This is a genomic window from Wandonia sp., assembly GCF_984588085.1.
On sequence record NZ_CFIGVI010000010.1, the window covers coordinates 58,533 to 83,300 of the forward strand.

Annotated in this window: 30 protein-coding genes; 5 read left to right on the plus strand and 25 right to left on the minus strand. The window is 38.4% G+C overall.

The genetic code is table 11. From position 1 onward, the window contains the following. Positions 1 to 13: 13 nt before the first annotated feature. The 3 genes from lnt to AC4PL9_RS05940 form a co-directional block, all read right to left on the minus strand. Positions 14 to 1,648 (minus strand): apolipoprotein N-acyltransferase, encoded by a 1,635-nt coding sequence (gene lnt / locus AC4PL9_RS05930; RefSeq protein ID WP_491603851.1) that lies wholly within the window; start codon positions 1,646 to 1,648, stop codon positions 14 to 16. 102 nt (positions 1,649 to 1,750) lie between these two features. Continuing rightward, on the minus strand, positions 1,751 to 2,962 hold the full coding sequence (locus tag AC4PL9_RS05935; protein ID WP_491603852.1) for a pyridoxal phosphate-dependent decarboxylase family protein: 1,212 nt from the start codon (positions 2,960 to 2,962) through the stop codon (positions 1,751 to 1,753). Between the two features lie 88 nt (positions 2,963 to 3,050). Next, positions 3,051 to 3,773, minus strand: a complete 723-nt coding sequence (locus AC4PL9_RS05940; RefSeq protein ID WP_491603853.1) for a class I SAM-dependent methyltransferase — start codon at positions 3,771 to 3,773, stop codon at positions 3,051 to 3,053. 113 nt (positions 3,774 to 3,886) lie between these two features. Here AC4PL9_RS05940 and AC4PL9_RS05945 point away from each other — a divergent pair, with 113 nt between their 5' ends. The 5 genes from AC4PL9_RS05945 to AC4PL9_RS05965 all read left to right on the plus strand — a co-directional run bounded on the left by AC4PL9_RS05945 (position 3,887) and on the right by AC4PL9_RS05965 (position 9,613). Then, positions 3,887 to 4,780 (plus strand): hypothetical protein, encoded by an 894-nt coding sequence (locus AC4PL9_RS05945; protein ID WP_491603854.1) that lies wholly within the window; start codon positions 3,887 to 3,889, stop codon positions 4,778 to 4,780. Positions 4,781 to 4,844: 64 nt separating this feature from the next. Further along, positions 4,845 to 5,465: an START domain-containing protein gene (locus AC4PL9_RS05950; protein WP_491603855.1), complete on the plus strand. Its 621-nt coding sequence runs from the start codon at positions 4,845 to 4,847 to the stop codon at positions 5,463 to 5,465. Positions 5,466 to 5,496: 31 nt separating this feature from the next. After that, on the plus strand, positions 5,497 to 6,051 hold the full coding sequence (locus tag AC4PL9_RS05955; RefSeq protein WP_491603856.1) for a GNAT family N-acetyltransferase: 555 nt from the start codon (positions 5,497 to 5,499) through the stop codon (positions 6,049 to 6,051). Between the two features lie 164 nt (positions 6,052 to 6,215). Further along, positions 6,216 to 6,821 carry a hypothetical protein gene (locus AC4PL9_RS05960; protein ID WP_491603857.1) on the plus strand — a complete coding sequence of 202 codons (606 nt, stop codon included), beginning with the start codon at positions 6,216 to 6,218 and terminating at the stop codon, positions 6,819 to 6,821. Positions 6,822 to 7,063: 242 nt separating this feature from the next. Beyond that, entirely contained in the window at positions 7,064 to 9,613 is a 2,550-nt protein-coding gene (locus tag AC4PL9_RS05965; protein WP_491603858.1) for a choice-of-anchor J domain-containing protein, read from the plus strand. Between the two features lie 128 nt (positions 9,614 to 9,741). Here AC4PL9_RS05965 and AC4PL9_RS05970 read toward each other — a convergent pair whose 3' ends face one another. The 22 genes from AC4PL9_RS05970 to rplF form a co-directional block, all read right to left on the minus strand. Further along, positions 9,742 to 10,425 (minus strand): hypothetical protein, encoded by a 684-nt coding sequence (locus tag AC4PL9_RS05970; RefSeq protein ID WP_491603859.1) that lies wholly within the window; start codon positions 10,423 to 10,425, stop codon positions 9,742 to 9,744. A 92-nt stretch (positions 10,426 to 10,517) separates the two neighbouring features. After that, the gene (locus AC4PL9_RS05975) at positions 10,518 to 11,030 is read right to left on the minus strand and encodes a glycine-rich domain-containing protein (RefSeq protein WP_491603860.1); all 513 of its coding nucleotides are present in this window, start codon (positions 11,028 to 11,030) and stop codon (positions 10,518 to 10,520) included. Then, positions 11,027 to 11,968 (minus strand): hypothetical protein, encoded by a 942-nt coding sequence (locus tag AC4PL9_RS05980; RefSeq protein WP_491603861.1) that lies wholly within the window; start codon positions 11,966 to 11,968, stop codon positions 11,027 to 11,029. Before AC4PL9_RS05980 ends, AC4PL9_RS05975 begins: the two co-directional genes overlap by 4 nt. 94 nt (positions 11,969 to 12,062) lie before the next feature. Beyond that, positions 12,063 to 12,389, minus strand: a complete 327-nt coding sequence (locus AC4PL9_RS05985) for a DMT family transporter (protein ID WP_491603862.1) — start codon at positions 12,387 to 12,389, stop codon at positions 12,063 to 12,065. A 22-nt stretch (positions 12,390 to 12,411) separates the two neighbouring features. Beyond that, positions 12,412 to 13,014, minus strand: a complete 603-nt coding sequence (locus AC4PL9_RS05990) for a hypothetical protein (RefSeq protein WP_491603863.1) — start codon at positions 13,012 to 13,014, stop codon at positions 12,412 to 12,414. Next, a complete protein-coding gene (locus AC4PL9_RS05995) occupies positions 13,011 to 13,415 on the minus strand; it encodes a GreA/GreB family elongation factor (protein WP_491603864.1) in 405 nt (134 codons plus the stop codon). Before AC4PL9_RS05995 ends, AC4PL9_RS05990 begins: the two co-directional genes overlap by 4 nt. Positions 13,416 to 13,434: 19 nt before the next feature. After that, entirely contained in the window at positions 13,435 to 15,000 is a 1,566-nt protein-coding gene (locus tag AC4PL9_RS06000) for an FMN-binding glutamate synthase family protein (RefSeq protein ID WP_491603865.1), read from the minus strand. A 380-nt stretch (positions 15,001 to 15,380) separates the two neighbouring features. Further along, positions 15,381 to 16,667: a phosphopyruvate hydratase gene (gene eno / locus AC4PL9_RS06005; RefSeq protein ID WP_491603866.1), complete on the minus strand. Its 1,287-nt coding sequence runs from the start codon at positions 16,665 to 16,667 to the stop codon at positions 15,381 to 15,383. After that, positions 16,664 to 17,767 (minus strand): glutamine-hydrolyzing carbamoyl-phosphate synthase small subunit, encoded by a 1,104-nt coding sequence (gene carA / locus AC4PL9_RS06010; RefSeq protein ID WP_491603867.1) that lies wholly within the window; start codon positions 17,765 to 17,767, stop codon positions 16,664 to 16,666. Before carA ends, eno begins: the two co-directional genes overlap by 4 nt. Before the next feature lie 114 nt (positions 17,768 to 17,881). Beyond that, positions 17,882 to 18,424, minus strand: coding sequence for a 50S ribosomal protein L17 (gene rplQ / locus AC4PL9_RS06015; RefSeq protein WP_491603868.1), 543 nt, complete (start codon positions 18,422 to 18,424; stop codon positions 17,882 to 17,884). 22 nt (positions 18,425 to 18,446) lie between these two features. Then, positions 18,447 to 19,439, minus strand: coding sequence for a DNA-directed RNA polymerase subunit alpha (locus tag AC4PL9_RS06020; protein WP_491603869.1), 993 nt, complete (start codon positions 19,437 to 19,439; stop codon positions 18,447 to 18,449). A gap of 16 nt (positions 19,440 to 19,455) precedes the next feature. Beyond that, positions 19,456 to 20,064 (minus strand): 30S ribosomal protein S4, encoded by a 609-nt coding sequence (rpsD, locus tag AC4PL9_RS06025; protein WP_491603870.1) that lies wholly within the window; start codon positions 20,062 to 20,064, stop codon positions 19,456 to 19,458. Between the two features lie 78 nt (positions 20,065 to 20,142). Further along, positions 20,143 to 20,529 carry a 30S ribosomal protein S11 gene (gene rpsK / locus AC4PL9_RS06030; protein WP_491603871.1) on the minus strand — a complete coding sequence of 129 codons (387 nt, stop codon included), beginning with the start codon at positions 20,527 to 20,529 and terminating at the stop codon, positions 20,143 to 20,145. A gap of 13 nt (positions 20,530 to 20,542) precedes the next feature. Continuing rightward, positions 20,543 to 20,917, minus strand: a complete 375-nt coding sequence (gene rpsM / locus AC4PL9_RS06035) for a 30S ribosomal protein S13 (protein WP_343789701.1) — start codon at positions 20,915 to 20,917, stop codon at positions 20,543 to 20,545. A gap of 18 nt (positions 20,918 to 20,935) precedes the next feature. Beyond that, entirely contained in the window at positions 20,936 to 21,052 is a 117-nt protein-coding gene (gene rpmJ / locus AC4PL9_RS06040) for a 50S ribosomal protein L36 (protein WP_090248872.1), read from the minus strand. A gap of 21 nt (positions 21,053 to 21,073) precedes the next feature. After that, positions 21,074 to 21,292 carry a translation initiation factor IF-1 gene (infA, locus tag AC4PL9_RS06045; RefSeq protein WP_343789708.1) on the minus strand — a complete coding sequence of 73 codons (219 nt, stop codon included), beginning with the start codon at positions 21,290 to 21,292 and terminating at the stop codon, positions 21,074 to 21,076. Positions 21,293 to 21,294: 2 nt separating this feature from the next. Continuing rightward, on the minus strand, positions 21,295 to 22,629 hold the full coding sequence (gene secY / locus AC4PL9_RS06050) for a preprotein translocase subunit SecY (RefSeq protein ID WP_491603872.1): 1,335 nt from the start codon (positions 22,627 to 22,629) through the stop codon (positions 21,295 to 21,297). Between the two features lie 26 nt (positions 22,630 to 22,655). Continuing rightward, on the minus strand, positions 22,656 to 23,102 hold the full coding sequence (rplO, locus tag AC4PL9_RS06055) for a 50S ribosomal protein L15 (protein WP_343789715.1): 447 nt from the start codon (positions 23,100 to 23,102) through the stop codon (positions 22,656 to 22,658). A 21-nt stretch (positions 23,103 to 23,123) separates the two neighbouring features. After that, positions 23,124 to 23,300: a 50S ribosomal protein L30 gene (rpmD, locus tag AC4PL9_RS06060; RefSeq protein ID WP_343789718.1), complete on the minus strand. Its 177-nt coding sequence runs from the start codon at positions 23,298 to 23,300 to the stop codon at positions 23,124 to 23,126. Positions 23,301 to 23,311: 11 nt separating this feature from the next. After that, positions 23,312 to 23,827, minus strand: coding sequence for a 30S ribosomal protein S5 (gene rpsE, locus AC4PL9_RS06065; protein ID WP_491603873.1), 516 nt, complete (start codon positions 23,825 to 23,827; stop codon positions 23,312 to 23,314). Positions 23,828 to 23,832: 5 nt separating this feature from the next. Next, entirely contained in the window at positions 23,833 to 24,186 is a 354-nt protein-coding gene (gene rplR, locus AC4PL9_RS06070; protein WP_343789724.1) for a 50S ribosomal protein L18, read from the minus strand. A 12-nt stretch (positions 24,187 to 24,198) separates the two neighbouring features. Beyond that, positions 24,199 to 24,753 (minus strand): 50S ribosomal protein L6, encoded by a 555-nt coding sequence (gene rplF / locus AC4PL9_RS06075; RefSeq protein ID WP_491603874.1) that lies wholly within the window; start codon positions 24,751 to 24,753, stop codon positions 24,199 to 24,201. Between the last annotated feature and the right edge of the window lie 15 nt (positions 24,754 to 24,768).

A 24,768-nucleotide genomic window follows, 5' to 3' on the forward strand; every position in this document is an offset into this window, starting at 1 on the left:
AAGGTATTCATTTTTATTCTTCTCTTCCTCCGTATGGGGTTTTTGTCCCGAATTTTCTAAGATAACGAACGACAGTAAGAATCATGACCAACATCGTAACAAACCAGGAAACGCGTCCCAGAATATCACCATACGTTGCGTAAATGGTTTGTTCAGCATTCAGGTTCAATGTTTGTCTCAATGCAATTTGTTCGTCCCAACCAGATTGTTGGATCACATCTCCGCGCTGATTAATAAAACCGGAAATCCCTGTATTGGCGCTTCTGGCAATAGATCTTCTTGTTTCTATCGCTCGTAAACGCGAAAAATCAAAATGTTGTTTATAGCCCGGAGTATCTTTCCACCACCCATCATTTGTTATTACAAACAAGATCTCTGCTCCTTCATTTACAAACTGTGATACAAAATCTCCGTAAACTGATTCATAGCACACCAAAGAAGCAAATTCAACGCCTTTTCCTTCTAATGTTACCGCTTTTTCTTCCACGCCCAGACTTCCACTGGCACCACCTAAATCCAGAGCAAAATTTTCAAGAAACGGAAACATGGATGCAAAAGGAATTTTCTCAACTCCCAATACCAGTTTAGATTTATGTACAAACCGCAGCGGATGATTTCTCCCCATGTGGACAGAAGTATTATAGGACTCATAAAATCTACCGTCTTTCATTAAGCGGGAAACATATGAATTTTTAGCATCAAAGATCCTTACAGTTGAGGCACCTATTAACAGATCAGGACCATTCCAGGATTGTAGTACACTATCCAAATATTCGTATATAATGGTTCTCGAAAAAGTAGCCTCATCCAGTTCAAAAGGTATCGCTGTCTCAGGGGCCAAAACAAAATCAACTGAACTGTCTATTACTTTGTTTGCACTGATTGTTATTCGATCCAATTGTTCCTGCCAACTTAGCATTTGCGGACCAAATTTCTCTACATAGGGATCTATATTCGGCTGAGTCACCACTATGTCCACTGGATTCTTTTTCTCATCATACGTAACATATCTGATGATGGAACCAACAATCGGAAGTAAAATAACCAGCGAAATTAATCCTACCAGCTTTTTTAAAGCACTCCATTCCTGCCTGTGTACGTACTTGTTACGAAGCAATTTATAGATCAGAAGATTAACAAGCAGCACCCACAACGTTCCACCGGTGACACCTGTCCACTCATACCACTGTACCAGAATCGGTGCATTAGCAAAAACATTTCCAAAACTCAACCAGGGCCAGGATAACTCCCAGTTAAAATGCTGGTATTCAAAAGCCATCCAAATAAATACAAAAGCAATATACCCCTGATTTCTTCCTATATTTTTTTTTGCAAAATGAAATACCCAAAATGCCAGTGCCATCAGCAAAGAGTTTGCTAAAACAGCCATTATAGCTCCAATCGGATCTGCGAAATAAATCCACCAGGTTGTCAACAGATTGTATACGAAAAATGACACATAACCTACTCCCAGCATCTTCCAACCACTGTGTTTCTTTTCTGATAATCGATCTTCAGCAAGAAAAAGAGGAATCAATGCCACCAAAGCTACCAGATTCATTCCCCCGATGTGTGGAAACGAAAGAGCCAGAAGCAGTCCGCTAAGAATTGCCAACCGAAAGTTTGAAGAAATTATTTTCGTTATCATGTAGCAAATGTAAGGAAAGCCACACAATAAAACCTCACTTTAACAACAAGTGATTATAAAGCCTTTTACAGCCTGTTTGTGATAATCGCTGTTTTTCAGAAGTTATAATTCCTGAACAAGAGGAAGTAATCGTTCAGTCGTTACATGCTCCATAATCACAATCTTATACCAATTCGGATTGTGATGATTATCCGGAACCAACCCAAACCGATGTGCCGTCTCAGGCTTTACATACTCTGCACGAATTGTAACAATATTACTATATGGATTTCTGTAATATGCAATCCCCAGATCATCCAATCTTTTGCACAACCAGTCCGTACGGTTCTGTAAGATTAAAATCTTTTCATTATATCCAAACGGACCGTACGTCATCAGGATCATCCAGATGGCTACAGCATTAGCTCCTGACCGGCTTCCGATCAGTGTATAATCCTCACCTTCCACATAACTGGCTTCTTTTGTATTTGTAAACTGAATCAAGCCTTTGCGACAAATGAATATTCCTGTACCATAAGGAGCCTGTAGCATCTTATGAGCATCCAATGTAACGGATGATACTTTAGGGTTTGAAAATGACAGTTTCGTACCCTTGTTTGTAAACGGATAATAAAATCCACCATAGGCTCCATCTACATGCAACTTATAGGAAACCTTCATCTCATCTAACACCTCTGTATAAGTATCTACCGAATCGACACTTCCAAACATGGTTGTCATCATATTCGCAACGACAATGAAGTGTGTTACTCCTTTTGTTTTAAGACACTCAATAGCTGATCTAACAGATACTGCAGAAATACTCCTGTCATCCTCCTGTACTTCTACTTTTTCGATATGAATAGAGAACACGTTTGCGGCTTTGTCCATCGAGTAATGGCTATCCGTACTGCAAATTATCCCGATATTCTCGTTGGCTACTCCCGCTTCTTGTTTAAAATAATTCCGGTAAATCCAGATTGCCTGCATATTTGCTTCTGTCCCACCCGAAGCTACGTAACCATCCGAAGTATTTGGTTCTGCTTTCAGAATATCAACAGCACAAACCTCGATTAATTCTTTTTCAATTTCCTGAGTTCCCTTAAAAAAACTCTCTGATTTACCCAATGTATGACACCCGATATGATTTGGATTTCGCACCAGAGTTGAAATAAAGGGAGCCTCTTTCAGGAAGGAAGCTCCCTGATAAAAAACCTGACTATCAAGATGAGATGCCGGAACTCCTAAAACAGATTGTTCATAATAGTTTACTGTGTTTTCCAGCGCTCCAAATACTCTGTTCTTTATTTCATCTGATGTCAATTTTTTCCACATAATTTAATTTTTCAGGCAAAGTTGGCGTTTTTACCGGGAGAAAAAATGTGTTTTATCAGTTTTCTCGCTAAACACATATTAGTTGTTGTCAACCTAAGTTTTTACCTCTGATACCCGAAGCGCATCCAAAGAAGTACTCAACATATTCAACTTCCAGTCCGCTTTCTTTAAAAATACGAAGTACCTGCTCTGCATTTCCGAATTTCTCCGTATAAATCCCCAACATCTTATATTCATCGGAATTGTTCAGCAGCCATTTTCCGATAAAAGGAATGACTCGTTTCAGATATAACATATAAAAGAATCGTAGGACCTCTGACCCGGGTACGGATACATCAATAAAAGAAAACTCCCCTTCTTCCTTAAGTATACGTTTCACCTCACTTGCTAAATCACACAGTTGTTGTTCGGAGAATGTTTTCAAACCAAATCCGGAAATTACATGTGAAGCAGAATTGTCAGGAATACTGTTCTCAAAAAGATTCTCTCTTAGTAAGCAAATATTCTTCTCACTAAATTGCTTTTTATTTCTTTCGGCTAACCTTATCATTCCCTCAGAGAAATCGAGTCCGACAATTTTTGTCTCATGAGGTGCTGTTTTATAAATATACTTCCAACACTCACCCATCCCACACATTAAATCAACTACAACGTCTGCATTCGATAAATCAATCTCTTTTAAAAATTGTCTTCTCCAGCGATTACTAAAACCAAACGACGTTACCGTATTCATTCCTGAATACGTCTTACTCATCTTATCAAACAGATTTTGTACAAAAACCGTCTCGTATATATCATCCGGAACAATCATATTTGTTTTTTCTTTACAAGAGTAGAAAAATTCCTTTCTAAAAACTAAAAAATAGTTTTTAATCAATCTTTACATATTGGCAAAGATTTTGCGCGAGAATAAAAAAGCAACTTATGAATCATACACTCCTCCTCTTACTATTTCTTCTGTTCCTTATTACTTCTTGTCTACCCGAAAAAGAACCCATAAATTGCTCCTTACCACAGCAGAAAGTAAGCTTAGAGCAGCAATTAACCGGTGTTGGAAAGATCGGGCTTCATCCCGATTCTTTAGGAGACATATTTTACTACTTCCCTATTCCTGAAAGCGAAAAAAATTCTAACTCATTTTTTGCAAAAAGAATACACCCTCTTCTTTCTGGTGATACATTACTGTTTTCTTCACTGTTTTTATTCAACCTCATACCTGATAGTTCCCAAACCATCCAACAAGATACAGTAGCCTACAGAATAAAACGGTTGTCCTCTCATCTTTTTCAACTAGAAAAAGTTTCGACATCAGCTATATTTCCTACCCGATTATACTTTCAACACTACCCTACTCAACTTCCTGAATCCTTTCGCTACTTTCGATTAGACATTACTTTCAGAAGGAAAAAGATAGATATTGAACTTACCGATACTAATTTTATCAAAATCCTTACCTCTTCTAATAGGGACTCTTCGCTACTCATAACAATAAGTTTACGTGATAAACTATTTATTCATCAATATATCAATGCGTTGATTGATGTGCGAAACAGTGCTACTAAATCTGTGTTCACCTCTATACATGGGCATCGAGAGAGCCAAACTCTCGTATATCAAGATACAATTTTCGAATATAATCACTTACAATTCCTGAAATTATCCAGTTCTGTCCTACGTGATTATTTCTTCTACTCTATACCTGATCATAAGTCAGTACCGTTTCGTTCAAAATATCCGTCGTATTCTACCCGATTTACTCCTTACCGGAATCTTCCTCAGGGGAATGCATTATCCATTGAATTTCCTCCTCCTGATTAAAAAACCACACCTTATTCATCACTTTTTCCTATTTTAGATGTTTGTTAGATAGACTGTTATTTTTATGGTACTACACTATTTTTTTATTTGTCTTTTCTTCATGCTGGGTACTTCTATTTCAGGAAGTAGTCAGGAAAGTTGGTCACAGGAAAAAACGATTGATAATATCCGTGCTTATTCCCGCATGAAAAGTGGAAAAGATTATTATGAATACAGAACTGTGTTTACCGTTAAGTCTTCTTTCCGGGAAGCAGTCGATCTCGTCTTTGACATTGCAAACTTTAAAAACTGGCTTCCCAACTGTGTTGAATCAAAAGTAGTTCGCAAAGTCAGCGGCACTGTATTACTCGGCTATACAGTAACCGAAGCTCCCTGGCCGGCTTCTGACAGAGATGCTGCATTCACTGTAACAAAACGCAAAGAAAAAGAGAATTGTTATTCGATTACAATGGAAGGGAAAGCTAACGACTACCCTTTACAAAAGGGAAAGGTACGTGTTCATGATTACCATGCTGTTTGGAAGATCACGGAATTAGCTCCGGGTAATCTGGAAATAGAATATATCGCTTCTTTCAACCCGGGAAAAGGTGCTCCCAATTGGATAATCAAAAATTCGGTTATCGAAGCCCGGATTAAATCTTCTCAAAATTTGATAAAGGAGCTAAAAAAGAGAGAAGATTCGTAAATAAATCTCACCTATCCATCAAAAACAAACAATGTTACAACTTCAAACAAAACGGCTTCTACTCAGACCTGTGCAGTTGAAAGACAAAGATGCTATTTTCGCTTATCGCTCCGATAAAGTTATTAACCAATACCAGGGGTGGATTCCCAAAACACCGGATGAAGTAGAAACCTTTATCCTTAAAAGTCAAAAAGAGATTAATCAACCTGAAACCTGGTATCAGCTGGTGATCATCAACATTGACACACTTAAGTTGATTGGTGATTTAGGACTTCATTTTTTCGGAAAAGAAAATAAACAGGTCGAAATAGGCTGCACATTACACAACGACTTTCAGCATAATGGTTTTGCAACAGAGGCTTTACAAACAATACTTAATTACCTTTTTATAACACTTGACAAACACAGAGTGATTGCTTCAATAGATCCGGAAAATAAAAAAGCAGAACAGTTAGTAAAGCGCTTCGGATTTCGAAAGGAAGCACACTTCAGACAAAGTTTATTGTTACACGGAAAATGGGTGGATGACGCTATATACGCCCTACTTCATCAGGACTGGAAAGTAACTCATCAAAGTAATCTTTGAGGCACCAATCAGCACTATACTAACACCTTATTATCAAGATACAAACCTGTTTTTCAAATAAAAAAAGTATATTGGCACTCGAAAATTTAACTGAAAAACAAACACAACAATAAGTTTTAATTATCAACTCTGTTTATTACTATTGTTCTAATACTAATTACAAAATGAAAAAGAATCTGGCACTGATTTTCGCAATAGCAATAGGACCTATTTTTACTTCTTGTATTAATGGAGATTCCGGTAATCCAACAAGTGAAAACGTAAAAGAAGCTCAAGAGGAAATATCGTTTAATCCGGTATCCATCAATAATGAATACGAAGTCAGCGTTCCTGATTACATGACCCCCGCCAAAGATCTGAACGCAGAAGCATCTTTACAGTATCAGAATATCTATAAAGAAACCTATGTCATTATCATTGATGAATCGAAAGAAGACTTTGTGAACGCTTTTCAGGAATTGGGTGAATATGATAATTCAATGTCAACAATAGAAAATTATCGCAAAACTCAGCTTTTATTTCTCATGGAAGGAATTAACCTGAAGAAACAGACAAAACCCAAAAGTTTAACGATTAACGGATTGGATGCTGAATATGTTGAGTTAGACGGCATACCTGAAGGTTTGGATCTGGATATTGCCTATTTCTTCACCTTTATTGAAGGACAGGATAAGTTATATATGGTGATGGCCTGGACACTTGGCGACAGAAAAATGAAATACAAATCGATGTTTGAACAACTATCTCAATCCTTCAAACTGTTGGATTAAAGAACGATTGTTTTCTTCTGTTATACAGAGAATATCTTGATTTATAAAATTATCTGTTTCATTATTTTTCTTTCCAGTAAGGATTATCCATGAGAGATAAAAAAATCAACTGAACCTGTATATGAAGCTATTCCGCTCTTAAGGTAATTTTATACAGTTATTCAACAACTTATTATAGAAACAATCTATATATTTGTAGCCACTTTTATACATTTACCTTTAACTAACATTAAATGATTATTATGAAGTTATTAACTACTACCAGTAGAGCACTTTTTTTACTGTTTTTTTTAATTCCCGGTATTTCGCTGCATGCCCAGTTGAGCGGGTTTCACATCGCAAATTTTGAAGAAGAGCAATTTCCTCCTGCCGGATGGACAAGTCAAAGTATTATTGGAGACGCTGTTTGGGAGAGGTCAACTGATGAAAGTTACGACGGAACAGCAAGTGCCTATATATCGTATGATGATCCTGACGGAGAAGATTGGTTAATTTCACCACAGTTCAGCGTGAACACGAACGACTCTCTTATTTTCTATTTAGCTACTGATTTTTCGGGATATGCTCCTGATTCGTTAGTGATTCGTGTCTCTAATACAGACGCACTAATTCCTTCATTTACGCAGAGTATCTTGAAATATGAAGAAGGTGTTAATTATCCTGCTTCCTCTGGAGAATGGCAAAGATGTGCGGTTTCGTTAACCCCGTTTGCAGGACAGGATATATACATTGCATTCAGTCATTATAACGAAGATGGTGATGGGATCTATATTGACCAGATAACTATTGGTCAACTTCCTCTATTGGATGCACGAGCCAATGCACTTACCTCGCCATCCAGGTTTGTTATCGGAACAAACTATAATCCTTCAGCAACTGTAACCAATATGAGTCAGACCTCTCAAGACTTTAATGTAACGATGGAAATTGAAGGTGGATATATTTCTACTATTCCTAGTGGAAGTCTTACTTCTCTTGAAATTGCGGATATTACGTTTACGGCATTTACTCCAACAACATCAGGTATCACTCAGGGTAAAGTCTACACTCAATTAGCTGGAGATGAAAACAACCTTAATGACACACTCTATTTTACGATTAACGTTTTAGATACTTTCCCCAATTATGGTTGGCAGACACAAACATCACTTCCTACTTCAATTTGGGGTGGAGCCTCTGCTTTTCTGAAGTCTTGCGAAGGAGATACTGACACAGGATATCTATATTCTATTGCCGGTAATGATGGTGCAGGAACAACTATTTCAACCGTATACAGATACAACACTATAACTGATACCTGGACATCTGTAAGTAACCTACCAACAGTAAAACAGCAATTGAGTGCTGCCGTTATACAGAATAAAATATACGTTCCAGGTGGGTATATTTCATCATTTTCACCAAGTGCAAGTAGTTATGTATACGACCCTGCGACTGATACATGGAGTCCAATTGCAGACTTACTTCAGGCAACCGGAGACTATGCCATTGGCACTTATGCAGACAGCTTACTCTACGTAGTAGGAGGTTACAACGGTTCTGTAGATATTGCAGATGTACAAATTTATAATGTAAATACAGATAGCTGGGCTACTGGAACACCTTTCCCTGGTACATTAACCGCTGGTTTACGCATGGGTATTGCAGATGGAACAATAGTTTTGGTCGGTGGTTACAATCAAAATTTGGGGCAGCAAGATCAGGTATGGATTGGAGAGATTGACAATAATGATCCTTATTCCATTACATGGACTCAACTTTCAGATGGTTACCCAGCAGGAACTACAGGGCGTTTTGCCGCCGGTACATCTACAATGAATGACGGAAAAGTATACTTTACCTCAGGAGACCCTGATGGAAACGGATCAACCCCCCTTTCTTCTACTTATGCTTACAATGTAAGAACTCAGCAATGGGAAGGTGGTCCTGCAAAATTAACCGGAGCAAGTAACGTTTCCAACTTCACTCCTTACATACAAAATGATAGTTTATATATGGCTGTGTTGGGTGGATATGACGGCGTAAACTTTGCCTCCGCATTCGAAAGCATCAGTCTTGGTCAATATACAACGGCGACCGATGAAGCCCTGATTGTTACAAGTGAAACAACAATATGCGAAGGTGAAAGTATTAATTTATCCATTTCAACTCAAAACATGGATGGTTTAGACTGGTCTCCATCTTTCCTATTTACAGATCCTACAGTAGGTAACCCTACAATTACACCAAGTGAAGATGTAAGAATCAAATTAAATCAGGTTCCTTATTATGGATGTCCACTTCTAGATAGTATTGACATAACTGTACTTCCAATTCCGGACGTTACCTTAACCGCATTTGAAACAATCTGCGACTATAATGCTCCGATTACACTTACAGAGGGAACACCTTCAGGAGGAGTCTATAGCGGTCCTGGAATTAGCGGTGACAGTTTTGATCCATCTTCATCTGGAGTAGGAACCCATACAATCGTCTACACGTATACAGATGGAAATGGATGTTCCAATTCTACTGATGCTCCTATTACCGTTTCAGAATGTCTAGGTATCAATGATCCGGAATTAGCAGGTATCAACGTATATCCGAATCCGGCTTCTGATTTTATTATGATAAATGCTGATATGACAATAGAAAAGATAGAAATCTATCAGATGAATGGAAGCATTGTTATGCGTACAGACTCTGATTCGCTTTCTACGAAAGTAAATCTTGACACGTTGTCTCCGGGACTTTACATGTTACACATTTATGTTGAGGGAGAAATATACCCTTACAAAATCAGTAAACAATAACGAGTACAAATACAACAAAAAAGCAGTGGTTTTTAAATCACTGCTTTTTTGTTTTCTATCAATTATTTGATGTACTAATAATATCCAACCCCAGTTTCGTAATCCATTTAACGTTGGCTTGCTTCTTCTTACGAACACCCTCCACAACCAGCACAAACGCTACAACTATTGCATCCGCTATCAGCTTCGGTATCACTACTACACAGTGAATCAAAAATTGTATTGAACAGTATTTCATAAGATTCAAAAGCAAACCAGGGCATAAAATCGTAATTCCCTACCGATCGCTGAAGATCTTCTTTCAATTGGTAACTGATCTTTTGTAAAACTTTTGATCTCGCCTTCTTTAAAAGGAAAATATTTCCCCCAATTGTTGACACATCTGACCTTCCTTTTCCTGTGACATTCAAAATACTATCTACCAAAGAAACATCAACTCTGCCTAAAGCTTGTAATAACCTCTCTTTTTCGGCTTTTCCTCTATCTGATAGGTTTAGTCGGGTGAAAAATATAGCAAACCTACTGCTTACAAAGAAATGCTTCATTTCCTCCCTCTTAAGGAAATTGTTCTGAATATACTTTTTTTCAGCGCCAGCATTTTGAATCCCCATTGAAATCAAATGTTGGAATAAAATTCTTATTGACTTACTTTTATAATAGGGGCTTAAATAGATCATTTCATGAGGCAAGGGTTTGTAATGAGAAAACTCTCTACCAACACGAACATAGTTATATACTTTCGCTTTTTTTCCCTTACTCTCGTTTTTATGTTCGGTATTCATTTCTAATACACGTTTAAATAGTAAATCCATTAAAGTGTATTTCATTAATTCCCGGAGTTCTACATCTGCTTCTTTCAGAATAAAGTATGTTTCTGCCGGTGTATATTTTGAGAGCGTTTCTATCATAGTCTTTTACGCTTCAGCTTTGGTATTATCCAATTGCGATGGAGATTAATTCGAGCAAACCTAATTTCACTAAACCTAATTTCCTCCGGAGGCCAAATATCTTCCGGAGGAGGCTCAGCAAACACTTCTTGATACTTCTTTTTAGTTTGAGTATAATAATCTCTGTACTTCTCTTTCTCTTCTTTTCCTCCTTTTGTAGGTCCGTGATGAATATCTTTACCAAGGGTTTCTTTACAAAAGCGAATCCAATACGATTGGGTATACAACAGATGTAAATGCCATGCCTGATCAACCTGATCTGAAGGTGTCATGGGTTGATCTGAAATACAAATAAGGTAAATGAATCGTTTATACTCAAATAGTACCCGCAGGGTAAACTCCAGAGTCCAGTTATTTTCCCTTGCCAATCTCTGACTAAAAGTAAACTCCGAATCAAGATCATCAAACTCAAACTGGCTGATTCTTTCCCAAAGCTCCTTTTCTGATTCTATGTGTTTTGAAAGAGTCATTTAAAAGTCATCAGGGAACTTTCCTCCACTCTTATTCCAGGCATAATAAAAATGACTTCAGAGTAGTGATTTTTTATCCAGGTAGAATTCAAATCAATTCGTATGCTTTCTTTCTCAACAACTTCAAAATCATCCACATTTATCTCAAGACTCTCCGATTCCTCGTTTATTTTATCTGCAAGAAACTCTTTATCATACAGTAACTCTGTATAAATAAGCATATCATCTCCTTTTTCTTCTGAACTTATCACCATCACTGCGGGGAAATCAGTATCTCCAAAACTCCCCATTGCATTGAGATCATTGACCATCATATCCTGCCTGTACTCGCCCTCAATCGGAAAGGAATACGAATATGCCTGTAGTAAATAGTTTACTCCATTCAATGCTGTTTGAATCATAGCAGAAGTCTGTTCTTTCATAAAAGGCTCCATCATTTCTTTCATCATTGAAAAATCCTCTTCACTCTTTCCCATTTGCTCCCCAATCAAACGAAGTGTTTGCAGCATAGTCTCCTCAATAAACTCCAGAAACGCTTTTTCATTCTGTACTTCATATGCCTCACCTGTCTCTTTATCAACAGAAACAACATATTCATAATTCTCAATACTGCTCTGAATTTCTTCCAGAATTGTCATTACTATATTCTCAACTGTTGAATTATCTTCTGACAAGTCCACATCGAAATCACTAAATAATTGTGAATACTTCAATGAAAAATAATCTTCTGTCCCTATTACTTCCATTTTATACTTTACTTCCGTATTTGTTCGAGAAAAGACAGTATCCCCTACATATACTACAGACTCTGATTTCACATGGACAATTCGACTATCCCCAACCGACCAATCCGGCAGAATCTGATACAATTCGGCTTCCTGACCAAAGGATAAAAATGAAATCAGCAAAGAAATCTGAAAGATGAAATTAATTTTCATGGGTATAATAAAAGATAATGGTATCCGGTTTTGTTTTATATCAATTCGAATTTGCCTGCAAAAATAGCAATTAGTTATTCCCTAAATCAAAAAATTAATGAGTAACCAATTTCAACCCGACAATAGAAGCTATTAGCGTTACAATAAAAAAGACTCTCCAGAAGTCAGCCGGCTCATTGAAAAAGAAAATTCCGGCTAGGACTGTTCCTACGGCACCTATCCCTGTCCAAACAGCATATGCTGTACCTATCGGAAGTGTTTGTGTTGCTTTTATAAGCAAAAGCATACTTGCGATCAGAAATATAAAGAACCCCATATACCACTTCCAGTGATCAGCAGAATCCGAAACTTTAATTTTCCCCAGACAAAAAGCAAACGCAACTTCAAAAAATCCTGCCAGTACTAATAGTATCCAATTCATATTTTCTTTTTTTGTTATGGAACTACTTCAATGGTTTGATTAGTTTAAGACGATCAAAATGACGAATAATTAACAACATGATGACAATTAATGCAGATGTTTCTATCTGCGAAAACATAGTAGCTACATCTGAAAAGCTATTAACGCGTCCGATAAGCATCTTCGTTTCTTCCAATTGAATTTCACTCATTTCCCGAATGAGTATTGATGCCTCGTCCAGAGAAACGAGAATCGCTTTTTCATCTCCCGACTGACAAGCATTTAACAATCTTACCTGAACAAAGGTTAGTTCTTCTAAAAATTCACGCTCTTCAACAGTCATTTCTGTTGTCGAATAGCGTTTACTAATCATTTTCATTTCATTTACAGCTTCCGATATTAGAAGCTGTTTCTCTGATTCAGAAACCGAAGGAATTAAAATTACTTTTGAGACATCCAGTAATAATAGGCTATAATAAGTCAGGTCAACACCTACATTCAAACGATCTTTATATATTTCTGAGGAAATTTCTGAGATCTGTTCATTCCGGTATTGCTCGTACAGATTGCTTAATAAAGTTTGTGAAATCAGTACGACAATCAGCACGTAGTATACTTTTACCGGAATCTTATTCAGAATATTCATGACCAGTCTTTATTAACCCGCTCTGCCTGTTTTACCTCCAAAATAGTAATTTGTTTCTCTCCTCCCGGAAAAACCCAATTAATTTCGGATCCGACCCGATAACCAATAACAGCTACTCCCAATGGAGAAAGAATCGATATCTTCTTTGCTTTAAGATCCGCCTCCTTAGGCAAAACCAATTGATAGCTTACCTGAAGAGATGAAGATTTCTCTTTCATCATGAAAGTGGATTGCAGCTGAATAACCGAGTCATCTATCACTTCGTCATCGACTATATCTGCTTTACCCAGTTCCGCTTTCAATTTCTGAATATGAATTGTATTCGACTCGGGAGTCAATCGTTCCAGAATATCCGTTATTATTTCTAAATCAGCTTTTTTTATTACAAGTATTTTTTCCATGATTACCTTTTTAGTAGAACTACTGTTGTCCCATTTTTTCCACCCGGCTTCGTAATTTATGATCCGGATAGTAGATGTCTTTAAAACTACGGTTCGAGTTGTGCGACAGTCTGCGGAAGAAAGAACGAGCGTCGATATCAGACAGACTTCGATACCCACATGCACCAACAAATTCTGCCAATGCTTTCATTGTATTCGTATGGAAATTAGCTACTCTGACACTTTTATCTGTAATATCCAAGCCCTTATAGAACGATTTATCCTGAGTTGCCACACCAACAGGACATTTTCCGCTATCACACTGTAATGCCTGAATACATCCCAGAGCAAACATCATTCCTCTGGCACTGTACACAGCATCTGCACCGAGTGCAATATTTCTTGCAATATCAAATGCCGTAATAACCTTCCCCGAAGCAATGATCTTCACTTTTCTTCGTAAACCATGATCTATCAGAACCTGGTTTACAAATACAAGTGCGTCGGAAAGAGCCATTCCCATATAGTCGATAAACTCAAGTGGTGCTGCTCCGGTTCCACCTTCTGCTCCGTCAATAACAATAAAATCCGGTATAATTCCAGTTACATTCATTGCTGCAACAATCTCTTCAAACTCTTCTTTTCTTCCTATACAGATTTTAAATCCGACAGGTTTACCCTCAGAAAGCTGACGTAGCTTATTAATAAACCGCATCATTTCTGTTGCGTTGGAAAACGCTGAGTGACCAGCAGGAGAATGTACCGTGGTATACGGTTCTATATTTCTTATTTTAGCAATTTCCTCCGTATTCTTATGCGCCGGCAGAAGTCCTCCGTGACCTGGTTTTGCTCCTTGCGAAAGCTTGATCTCGATCATCTTCACACTCTCAAGTAGTGCTTTCTCTCGGAATAGATCTTCGTCAAAATGTCCATTTTTATCCCGACATCCGAAGTATCCGGTTCCGATCTGCCAGATAAGATCACCTCCCAACAAATGAAATTCACTAATTCCACCTTCACCTGTGTTATGCGCAAAGCCAGCGAGAGCCGCACCTTTATTCAGGGCACTGACAGCTGATTTGCTGAGAGCTCCGTAACTCATTGCACTAATATTCATAATACTTGCACTATAGGGATACTTACACTGATCGTTTCCTATAGTAATTCGAAAAGAGGAAAAATCAGCCTGTTTGGGATAAACACTGTGTGCTGCCCATTCGTACCCTATTCGCTGCGGGTCATCCTGCATTCCAAATGAAATTGTCTGCTTTTCATTCTTGGCCCGCTGATAGACAATAGACCGTTGGCGTCTGTTAAATGGCTTACCATCTAACTCTCCTTCGAAAAAGTACTGTCTGAATTCCGGACGAAAAGCTTCAAACATATATCTGGCATGTCCAATCAGCGGAAAGTTTTTCAAAAGCGTATGCCTTGACTGTACTGAGTCATATACTGCAAGCATAGCTGGCAAAGCCGTCAGTAATACCCACCAATAACTTATCATGCCTAATACTGCAAGACTTAGCAGAAGCGTGTTTACAGACAAAATGATAGCCCATATCAATACAAACGGTTTTACCGCTACAATCAACTTTTTACGTTTCATTTTATACTAAAAAAAGATTAATACCCCAATCAGAAATAACCGGGTAGTTTATGGTTACCCTCCTAACTCTTCAATAAAGTCAGGAGGACAGGTTTACAAAAGCTTTGTTGTGGGTAATCAATAACATAGCAGAAACAAAACCCGCTCGGTTTCGTCCTGAAAATACTGTGCTATTTTGGTCTAACCCCATTTTAAAATTACCAATTGAATACAAAGATAGGTCTTATTTTAATACGTCACCTTTTTCCAAGGAATAATGCTCTTTTTTTTGCGAAGTTTAACATGTTCTTAAAAGAAGAATAATGAAATCGGAGTTAAAACTTCAACCTATAAAAAGAGCCGGAAAATTCCGGCTCTTTTCTATCATTTCTTACTCTATTTTATTTAAGATATCTAAAATCCATTCCCGGATAGACAGCTGTATCTCCCAGTTCTGCCTCGATACGAAGTAACTGATTGTATTTTGCGATACGATCACTTCTGGACGCTGAACCTGTTTTTATTTGTCCTGTATTTAAAGCTACTGCCAAATCAGCAATGGTTGTGTCTTCCGTTTCTCCACTTCTATGACTCATTACAGAAGTATACTGATTAGCTGTAGCCATCTGAACGGCTTCAATTGTTTCAGTAAGTGATCCAATCTGGTTTACTTTTACAAGAATTGAATTAGCTGTTCCTGTTTCAATTCCTCTTTTCAGACGTTTTGTATTAGTAACAAATAAATCATCTCCGACAAGCTGAACTTTCTTCCCTAATACATCTGTCAGTTCTTTCCATCCATCCCAATCATCTTCATCCAATCCATCCTCTATCGAAACAATAGGGTATTTAGAGGACCAGTCTTTCCAGAAAGTTACCATCTCCGAAGAAGTGCGTTCATCTCCTGTAGATTCAAAAACATATTTCTTCTTTTCCTTATTATAGAATTCAGAAGAAGCTGCATCCAGTGCTATAAACATATCTTTTCCCGGAGAATAACCTGCCGATTCGATTGCCTGAAGAACAACTTCAATCGCCTCTTCATTTGATCCCAGATTAGGAGCAAAACCACCTTCGTCTCCTACATTTGTACTCATTCCTTTTGACTTAAGGACATTCTTCAAATGGTGAAACACTTCCGTTCCCATACGCAATCCTTCTGAAAACGAAGTTGCTCCAAAAGGCATAACCATAAATTCCTGAATGTCGATACGATTATCAGCATGAGAACCCCCATTAAGAATGTTCATCATTGGAACTGGCATCGTAACGGCTCCTACGCCTCCAATATAACGATACAAAGACATATTCGTTTCATTTGCAGCAGCACGTGCAACCGCCAAAGAAACTCCTAAAATTGCATTTGCACCAAGATTTCCTTTATTCTCGGTTGCATCCATCTTTATCAGTAAGGTATCAATTGCTTTCTGGTCTAAAACATATTGTCCCTGAAGAGCTTCATTAATTACTGTATTTATATTATTTACAGCATTAAGAACTCCCTTTCCCATGTAGCGTCCCTTATCGCCATCACGAAGTTCTACCGCCTCATGAATTCCGGTTGAGGCACCTGAAGGAACTGCTGCTCGTCCAAAACCACCGTTAGTTGTAAATACATCTACTTCAACTGTTGGATTTCCCCGGGAATCCAGAATTTGTCTTCCAATTACTTTGGCTATGTAAGTCATGATTTGAATGTTTTCATGTTAGAGATAAAGTCATCAAACAGATAACGTGAATCGTGTGGACCTGCCGATGCTTCCGGATGGTACTGTACTGTAAATACCGGTTTTCCTTTCAATCGGATACCGGCAACTGTATTATCATTAAGATGAATATGTGTCAACTCGATGGCACTATGTGCTTCAAGACTTTCATGCGTCACGACAAACCCATGATTTTGTGATGTTATTTCACTTTTTCCGGTAATCAGGTTCTTTATCGGGTGATTCAATCCACGGTGTCCATTGTGCATTTTTGCCGTTACCAGCCCCTGACTTAGTGCAAAAATCTGGTGTCCCAGACAAATTCCGAAAACAGGAATGTCCCAATTGATAATTTCTTTAACAAGATTAATTTGTTCCGGCATCGCTGATGGATCCCCGGGTCCATTAGACAACATAACTCCATCCGGACTGAATGCTTTTAACTCCTCTATGGAGACCGTCATCGGAAAAACCTTTACAAAACATCCTCGTTCTGCAAGACAGCGAACAATATTCTTCTTTACACCAAAATCAACCAAAGCAACTCTAAACTCACTTTCCTTACTACCAATCTCATAGCTTTCTTTCGTTGCAACGAAGGAAGACAACTCAAGACCTTCCATAGAAGGAACATCCTGCAATTTATTCATGAGTTCTTTTTCATCCAAAATCTCACTCGAAATAATTGCATTCATAGCACCTTTACTTCTGATATGGCGAACCAAAGCACGCGTATCTATATCAGAAATACCAACACGCTCCTCGGTTTCCATATAGTCTCCCAAAGAGGATACTCCTGCTGTACGTGAATATATATCAGAAAACTTTTTCGTAACTAATCCTGCTATTTTCATCCCTTCCGATTCTACTTCCTCAGGATGTACTCCGTAATTCCCAATATGAGCAGTCGTCATAACAAGGATTTGTCCATAATATGAAGGATCTGTAAAAACCTCCTGATAACCGGTCATTCCGGTGTTAAACGCTATTTCTCCTGTGGTTGTTCCGATTTTTCCACATGCAAAACCATCAAATCGGGTTCCGTCTTCCAACAATAAAACTGCGGGTTGTTTTTCGTGCATAAACAGAATTTTTGGCAAAAATAAAACTTAATAATGAGGTAACAAGCAATAACAGACCATAAAAAAAGGCGATACATTCCTGTATCGCCTTTTCCTATTTCAAGAATAGTATCATTATTCTTTTGTTTCTTCAGTAGCATCTGCTGAATTCTCATCCTCTTTTGCTTCAGGCTGAGTTGCTTCCGTTTCTTCAGTAGCTTTTGCTTCTGCTGCAGGAGCGTCATCTTCAGTTTTTGCTTTTTTAGAACGTGAACGACGTGTAGTTTTCTTCTCCGGCTTGTTGTCTCCTAACAACAATTCATTGAAGTCAACCAATTCAATCATACACATTTCAGCGTTATCCCCCAATCGGTATCCGGTACGGATAATACGAGTATATCCTCCAGAACGATCAGCAATTTTAGGAGCAACCTCTCTGAATAATTCAGTAACTGTTTCCTTATTCTGCAGATAGCTGAATACCACACGACGTGAATGTGTTGAATCCGTCTTCGCTTTTGTCAAAATTGGCTCAATATATGTACGCAATGCTTTTGCTTTCGCCAATGTAGTATTAATTCTCTTGTGCTCTATAAGTGAGCTCGCCATATTAGACAACATTGCTTTTCTGTGAGAAGCTGTTCTGCCTAAATGGTTATTTTTCTTTCCGTGTCTCATGTCAAATCAACTTATTAGGTTGTTAATCTTTATCCAACTTGTATTTAGCTACATTCATACCGAAAGAAAGTCCTTTTGAATCAACCAAATCTTCCAACTCAGTTAATGATTTCTTTCCGAAGTTTCTAAATTTCAAGAGGTCATTTTTATTGTATGAAACCAAATCACCTAAGGTCTCAACATCTGCAGCTTTCAAACAGTTCAATGCACGTACAGACAAGTCCATATCAACCAATTTGGTTTTCAAAAGTTGGCGCATGTGCAATGATGTTTCGTCAAACTCTTCCGTTTCTGACTTCACTTCACTATCCAAAGTAATTTTCTCATCCGAGAACAGCATGAAGTGGTGAATAAGGATTTTCGCTGATTCTTTCAAAGCATCCTTTGGATGAATCGATCCGTCAGTTCTGATCTCTAACACCAGTTTTTCGTAATCCGTTTTCTGCTCAACACGGTAGTTCTCTACGTTGAATTTAACATTTTTGATCGGAGTAAAAATCGAATCGATAAAAATCGTTCCGAAAGGAGCTCCGTTCACTTTGTTCTCTTCAGCAGGAACATAACCACGACCTTTAATGATCGTAATCTCCATATCCAGTTTAACAGAAGGCTCCATGTTACAAATAACCAGATCAGGATTCAGTACCTGGAAAGCAGAAGTAAACTTACCGATATCACCGGCTGTAAATTTGTCCTGTCCTGAAACAGAAATAACTACAGTTTCGTTATCAGTATCTTCAATTTGCTGCTTGAAACGCACCTGCTTCAAGTTAAGCACAATCTCAGTCATGTCTTCCACTACTCCCTTAACAGTAGAGAATTCATGATCCACTCCTTCGATACGAACTGAAGAAATCGCAAAACCTTCCAAAGAAGAAAGTAAAATTCTTCTAAGTGCGTTTCCTACTGTAATACCATATCCCGGTTCTAGTGGACGGAATTCAAACTGACCTTCGTGTTCATCAGATTGAATCATGATTACCTTATCAGGTCTTTGGAAGTCTAGAATAGCCATTTTAATGCTTTAATTATTATTTAGAATACAATTCGACGATAAGCTGTTCTTTGATGTTCTCAGAGATCATCTCTCTGTTTGGAACATTAACAACAGTACCTGACATTTGAGATGGGTTCCATGTCAACCAGTCATTCGATCTGTTACCTGCAGAAGACAACGAATCAGAAATAGCTTCAAGTGACTTAGACTTTTCTCTAACTTCAACAACATCGCCTGGTTTAAGTGAATAGGAAGGTATATTTACCACCTGTCCGTTCACTACAATATGTTTGTGTGTTACCAACTGACGAGCAGCTCTTCTTGATGGTGCTACTCCTAGACGGAAAATAACGTTATCAAGACGTAATTCACACAATTGCAACAAGTTTTCACCTGTAATACCTTTCATTCGGGTTGCTTTCTTGAACATGTTTGAAAACTGACGCTCAAGAATTCCGTACGTATACTTAGCTTTTTGCTTTTCCGCAAGCTGAATTGCGTACTCAGACTGCTTACCTCTTCTCTTGTTAGGACCATGTTGTCCAGGAGGGTAATTTCGTCTTTCCAGTGCCTTGTCAGGACCGAAGATCGGTTCTCTGAACTTACGGGCAATCTTAGATTTTGGACCTGTATATCTTGCCATTTTAAAAAAATTAAGGGGCGGTGTGAATTAAGGTCAACTATCCTTCGACAACCGGGGTCCCCATTGTTACTATATAAATTATACTCTTCTTCGTTTTGGTGGACGACATCCGTTGTGCGGCATTGGAGTTACATCAATAATTTCAGTAACTTCAATTCCCGAATTGTGAAGTGAGCGAATTGCTGACTCACGTCCAGCTCCAGGACCTTTTACATATACACGCACTTTGCGAAGACCATTGTCGAAAGCTTCTTTCGCGCAATCTTCAGCTGCAATCTGAGCAGCGTACGGAGTGTTTTTCTTAGATCCTCTGAAGCCCATTTTCCCTGCTGATGACCAGGAAATTACCTGACCAGAGTTATTTGTAAGGGAAATGATGATGTTGTTGAAGGTAGCTTGGATGTGTGCCTCTCCATGCGCTTCAACCTTAACATTCTTTTTCTTCTTCTGATTTGACTTTGCCATAACTAAGCATTAATTATTTAGTTGCCTTCTTCTTGTTAGCAACAGTTTTTCTTCTACCTTTTCTAGTTCTTGAGTTGTTCTTCGTACGCTGACCACGTAATGGAAGCCCTGCACGGTGACGCACTCCTCTGTAACAACCGATATCCATCAATCGCTTGATGTTCAATTGTACTTCCGAACGCAATGCACCTTCTACTTTGATTTCAGCCATTTGAGTACGGATTGCTGCAAGATGTTCATCATTCCAGTCCTGTACTTTAATGTTTTCATCAACTCCGGCGTCTTTCAACACCTTCTTTGCTGTGCTCAACCCGATTCCGTAGATATACGTTAATCCGATAACACCTCTTTTGTTCTTTGGTAGATCTATACCTGCAATTCTAGCCATAATTTAAACTAATTAGCTTTATCCTTGTCTTTGTTTAAGTTTAGGATTCTTCTTGTTAATCACGTAAACTCTTCCCTTTCTCTTAACGATCTTGCAATCAGCAGAACGTTTTTTAACAGATGCTCTTACTTTCATCTCTTTTAATTTTACGATACTTTATTTGTATCTGAACGTTATTCTTCCTTTTGTTAAATCATAGGGAGACATTTCAACTTTCACCCTATCCCCTGGAAGAATTTTAATGTAATACATTCTCATCTTTCCGGAGATATGTGCAGTGATAACATGTCCATTCTCAAGTTCCACACGGAACATTGCATTAGACAATGCCTCCTTAATTACTCCATCTTGTTCTATCGACGCTTGTTTTGCCATAACTAAATACCGGACATTTCTCCTTGTGTTCTTCTACCTCTAACTCTGGTTCCTTCCATCAAACCGTCATAATGACGATTCAACAGATAACTTTCAATTTGTTGCAATGTATCTAATACTACTGCAACCATAATCAAGAGTGAAGTACCACCGTAGAACATTGCAAATCCATCTGTCACACCCGCTACTTTAGCGAAAGCAGGAATAATTGCAATCAGTCCGAGAAATATCGAACCTGGCAAAGTAATACGCGATACTAGCTGATCCAAATACTCAGCGGTTGCTTCTCCGGGTTTAACACCAGGAATAAAACTCCCGTTTCGTTTCATATCATCAGCCATTTTCTTTGGGTTAATCATAATTGCCGTATAGAAATACGTAAATATGATAATAAGGAAGAATAGTATCAAATTGTATGTGAAACCATACATATCTCCCAAACCAAAGAATGTTGACGTACCGTCAGAACTTTGCAGTAACATAAGTGGTACAGTCATAATTGCCTGAGCAAAAATGATAGGCATTACCCCTGAAGCATTTACCTTAATAGGCAAATACTGACGTGCACCCTGCTCTGCAACGTTGGTTCTTCCTCCCGCCATTCGTTTAGCAACGTTCATAGGCACTTTTCTGACTCCCTGCACAATCAATACAGTAGCCATAACAATTACCATAAACATTACCAACTCTACAATGATCATAATCGGATTGTCACTCTTTGTTGTCACCTCCTGAATGAAGCTAAGTGGGAAATTAGCAAGGATACCTACAGTAATCAATAACGAAATACCGTTACCAACTCCTTTATCCGTAATCCTTTCACCCAACCACATAGCAAACATAGTTCCGGCGATAAGCAAAATAACACTTTGAACCCACCATAGAGGTGTCTCGTTGACAATCGAACCATTGATACTCTTCACATATAAACCAATGTACGAAGGTGCCTGAAAAGCACAAATGATAATCGTCAGAATTCGTGTGAAATTATTAATCTTATTTCGTCCGCTCTCTCCCTCGTTTTGCATCTTCTGAACAGCAGGAACTGCCATCCCAAGGAGCTGCATAATAATTGATGCGGAGATATAGGGCATAATTCCTAAAGCTAAAATAGAAGCATTAGAGAATGCACCACCGGAAAGTAACGAGAGTAGTCCCGCCAGACCTCCCTGGTCAGCATTCTGGGCAGCTTCTGCTAAAACAGCGGCATTAACACCCGGCAAAACGATAAACGAACCTATACGAAAAATAAGGATTAGACCCAGCGTCACAAGGATGCGGGATCTAAGTTCCTCTACTTTCCAAATATTCTGTAATGTTTGAAAAAACTTCTTCATTGGATTAAAATAGTTGGCAAAGATAATTAAAGTTCTGTTACATTTCCACCTTGAGCTTCAATAACTGATTTTGCTGAAGCTGAAAATTTGTGTGCGGAAATCTTCACAGCTGCTTTCAATTCTCCTCTACCCAAAATTTTTACTAGGTCATTTCCGGATGCCAAACCGTTAGCTTTGAATACTTCAGGAGTAAATTCAGTGATATTTTTCTTTTCTACAAGACTCTGAATTACGTCCAAATTGATTGCTTTGTATTCAACTCTGTTGATGTTCTTAAATCCGAACTTAGGTACACGACGCTGTAATGGCATCTGTCCTCCTTCGAATCCAATCTTCGATTTGTATCCTGAACGAGATTTAGCACCTTTGTGCCCACGTGTCGAAGTCCCTCCGTGTCCGGATCCCTGACCTCTCGCAATTCTCTTCTTTGATTTTACAGAACCACTTGCGGGCTTTAAATTATTCAAATTCATTATTTCTAAACTTTACAGGTTCTACTCTACTACTTCAACTAGGTGTTGAACTTTCTTAATCATTCCAAGTATTTGAGGAGTTGATTCTTTCTCCACAACCTGGTTTATTTTCTTCAGACCAAGCGCCTGTACGGTAGCCTTTTGGTTTTTTGGACGCTTGATGGTACTTCTTACCAATTTAACTTTTACTGTTGCCATAATAACCTTTATTAACCGTTAAACACTTTATCCAAAGTCACCCCTCTTTGCTTAGCAACTGTTACTGCATCTCTCATTTGAGAAAGCGCATCAAATGTTGCCTTTACAACGTTGTGAGGGTTAGATGAACCTTGTGATTTTGCCAATACATTGTGAACTCCAACGCTCTCCAATACAGCACGCATCGCACCACCTGCGATAACCCCTGTACCATCTGAAGCTGGCTTCAACAATACGCGTGCTCCAGCGTATTTTCCTTTTTGAGTATGAGGAACAGTACCTTTACGGATAGGAACAGAGATAAGGTTTTTCTTTGCATCATCAATTCCTTTCTGAATCGCTTCAGTTACCTCTTTTGCTTTTCCAAGACCATGACCTACCATTCCATTCTCGTTTCCAACTACCACGATTGCAGAGAAACTGAAGGTACGCCCACCTTTTGTTACTTTTGTAACACGGTTGATAGCTACAAGTTTATCTTTTAACTCGACATCAACCGCTTTCAAATTATTTACTTTTTCTGCCATGATAATTAGAATTTAAGACCTCCCTCACGAGCGGAGTCAGCCAATGATTTTACACGTCCGTGATACAAGTAACCATTACGGTCAAATACCACTTTCTCAATTCCTGCCTTCAAAGCTTTCTCTGCCAATTGCTTTCCAACAACTTTAGCCTGCTCAATTTTCGGAAGCTTTACAAGCTCCTCATTTTTGTATGATGATGCTGCTACAAGAGTTACTCCGTTAACATCGTCAATAATCTGAGCGTAGATTTGCTTATTACTACGGAAGACACTCAAACGAGGCACATCAGAAGTCCCAGAAATATTCTTTCTGATTCTTCTTTTGATCTTCGCTCTTCTGATTTCTTTACTGAATGCCATGATTTTTATCTATTATTTTTTACCTGCAGATTTACCAGCTTTTCTTCTGATCTGCTCACCTTTAAACTTAATACCTTTACCTTTATATGGTTCTGGCTTACGGAAAGAGCGGATCTTCGCTGCTACTTGTCCGATCAATTGCTTATCGTATGATTCCAATGTAATCAACGGAGCCTGACCTTTGACAGTTTCTGTAGATACTTTAATTTCAGAGGGAAGTTCTATTACGATTGGATGTGAGAATCCTAACGCAAGTTCAAGTCTTTGTCCTGCTGCATTAGCACGATATCCGACTCCAACAACTTCCAACTCCTTTTTAAACCCTTCCGATACACCAACAATCATATTGTTGATTAACGCTCTATACAAACCGTGCTTTGCACGGTGAGACGGCGATTCCGATTCGCGGGTGAACGTGATTGTTCCGTCCTCAACTGCTAATTCAACACAAGTATCAACTTCTTGCGTCAATTCACCTTTAGAACCTTTAACAGTTACAGTTGTACCGTTAACTTTCACTTCAACTCCACTCGGGATTGTGATTGGATTTTTTCCTATCCTTGACATTTCTTATTCCTCCAA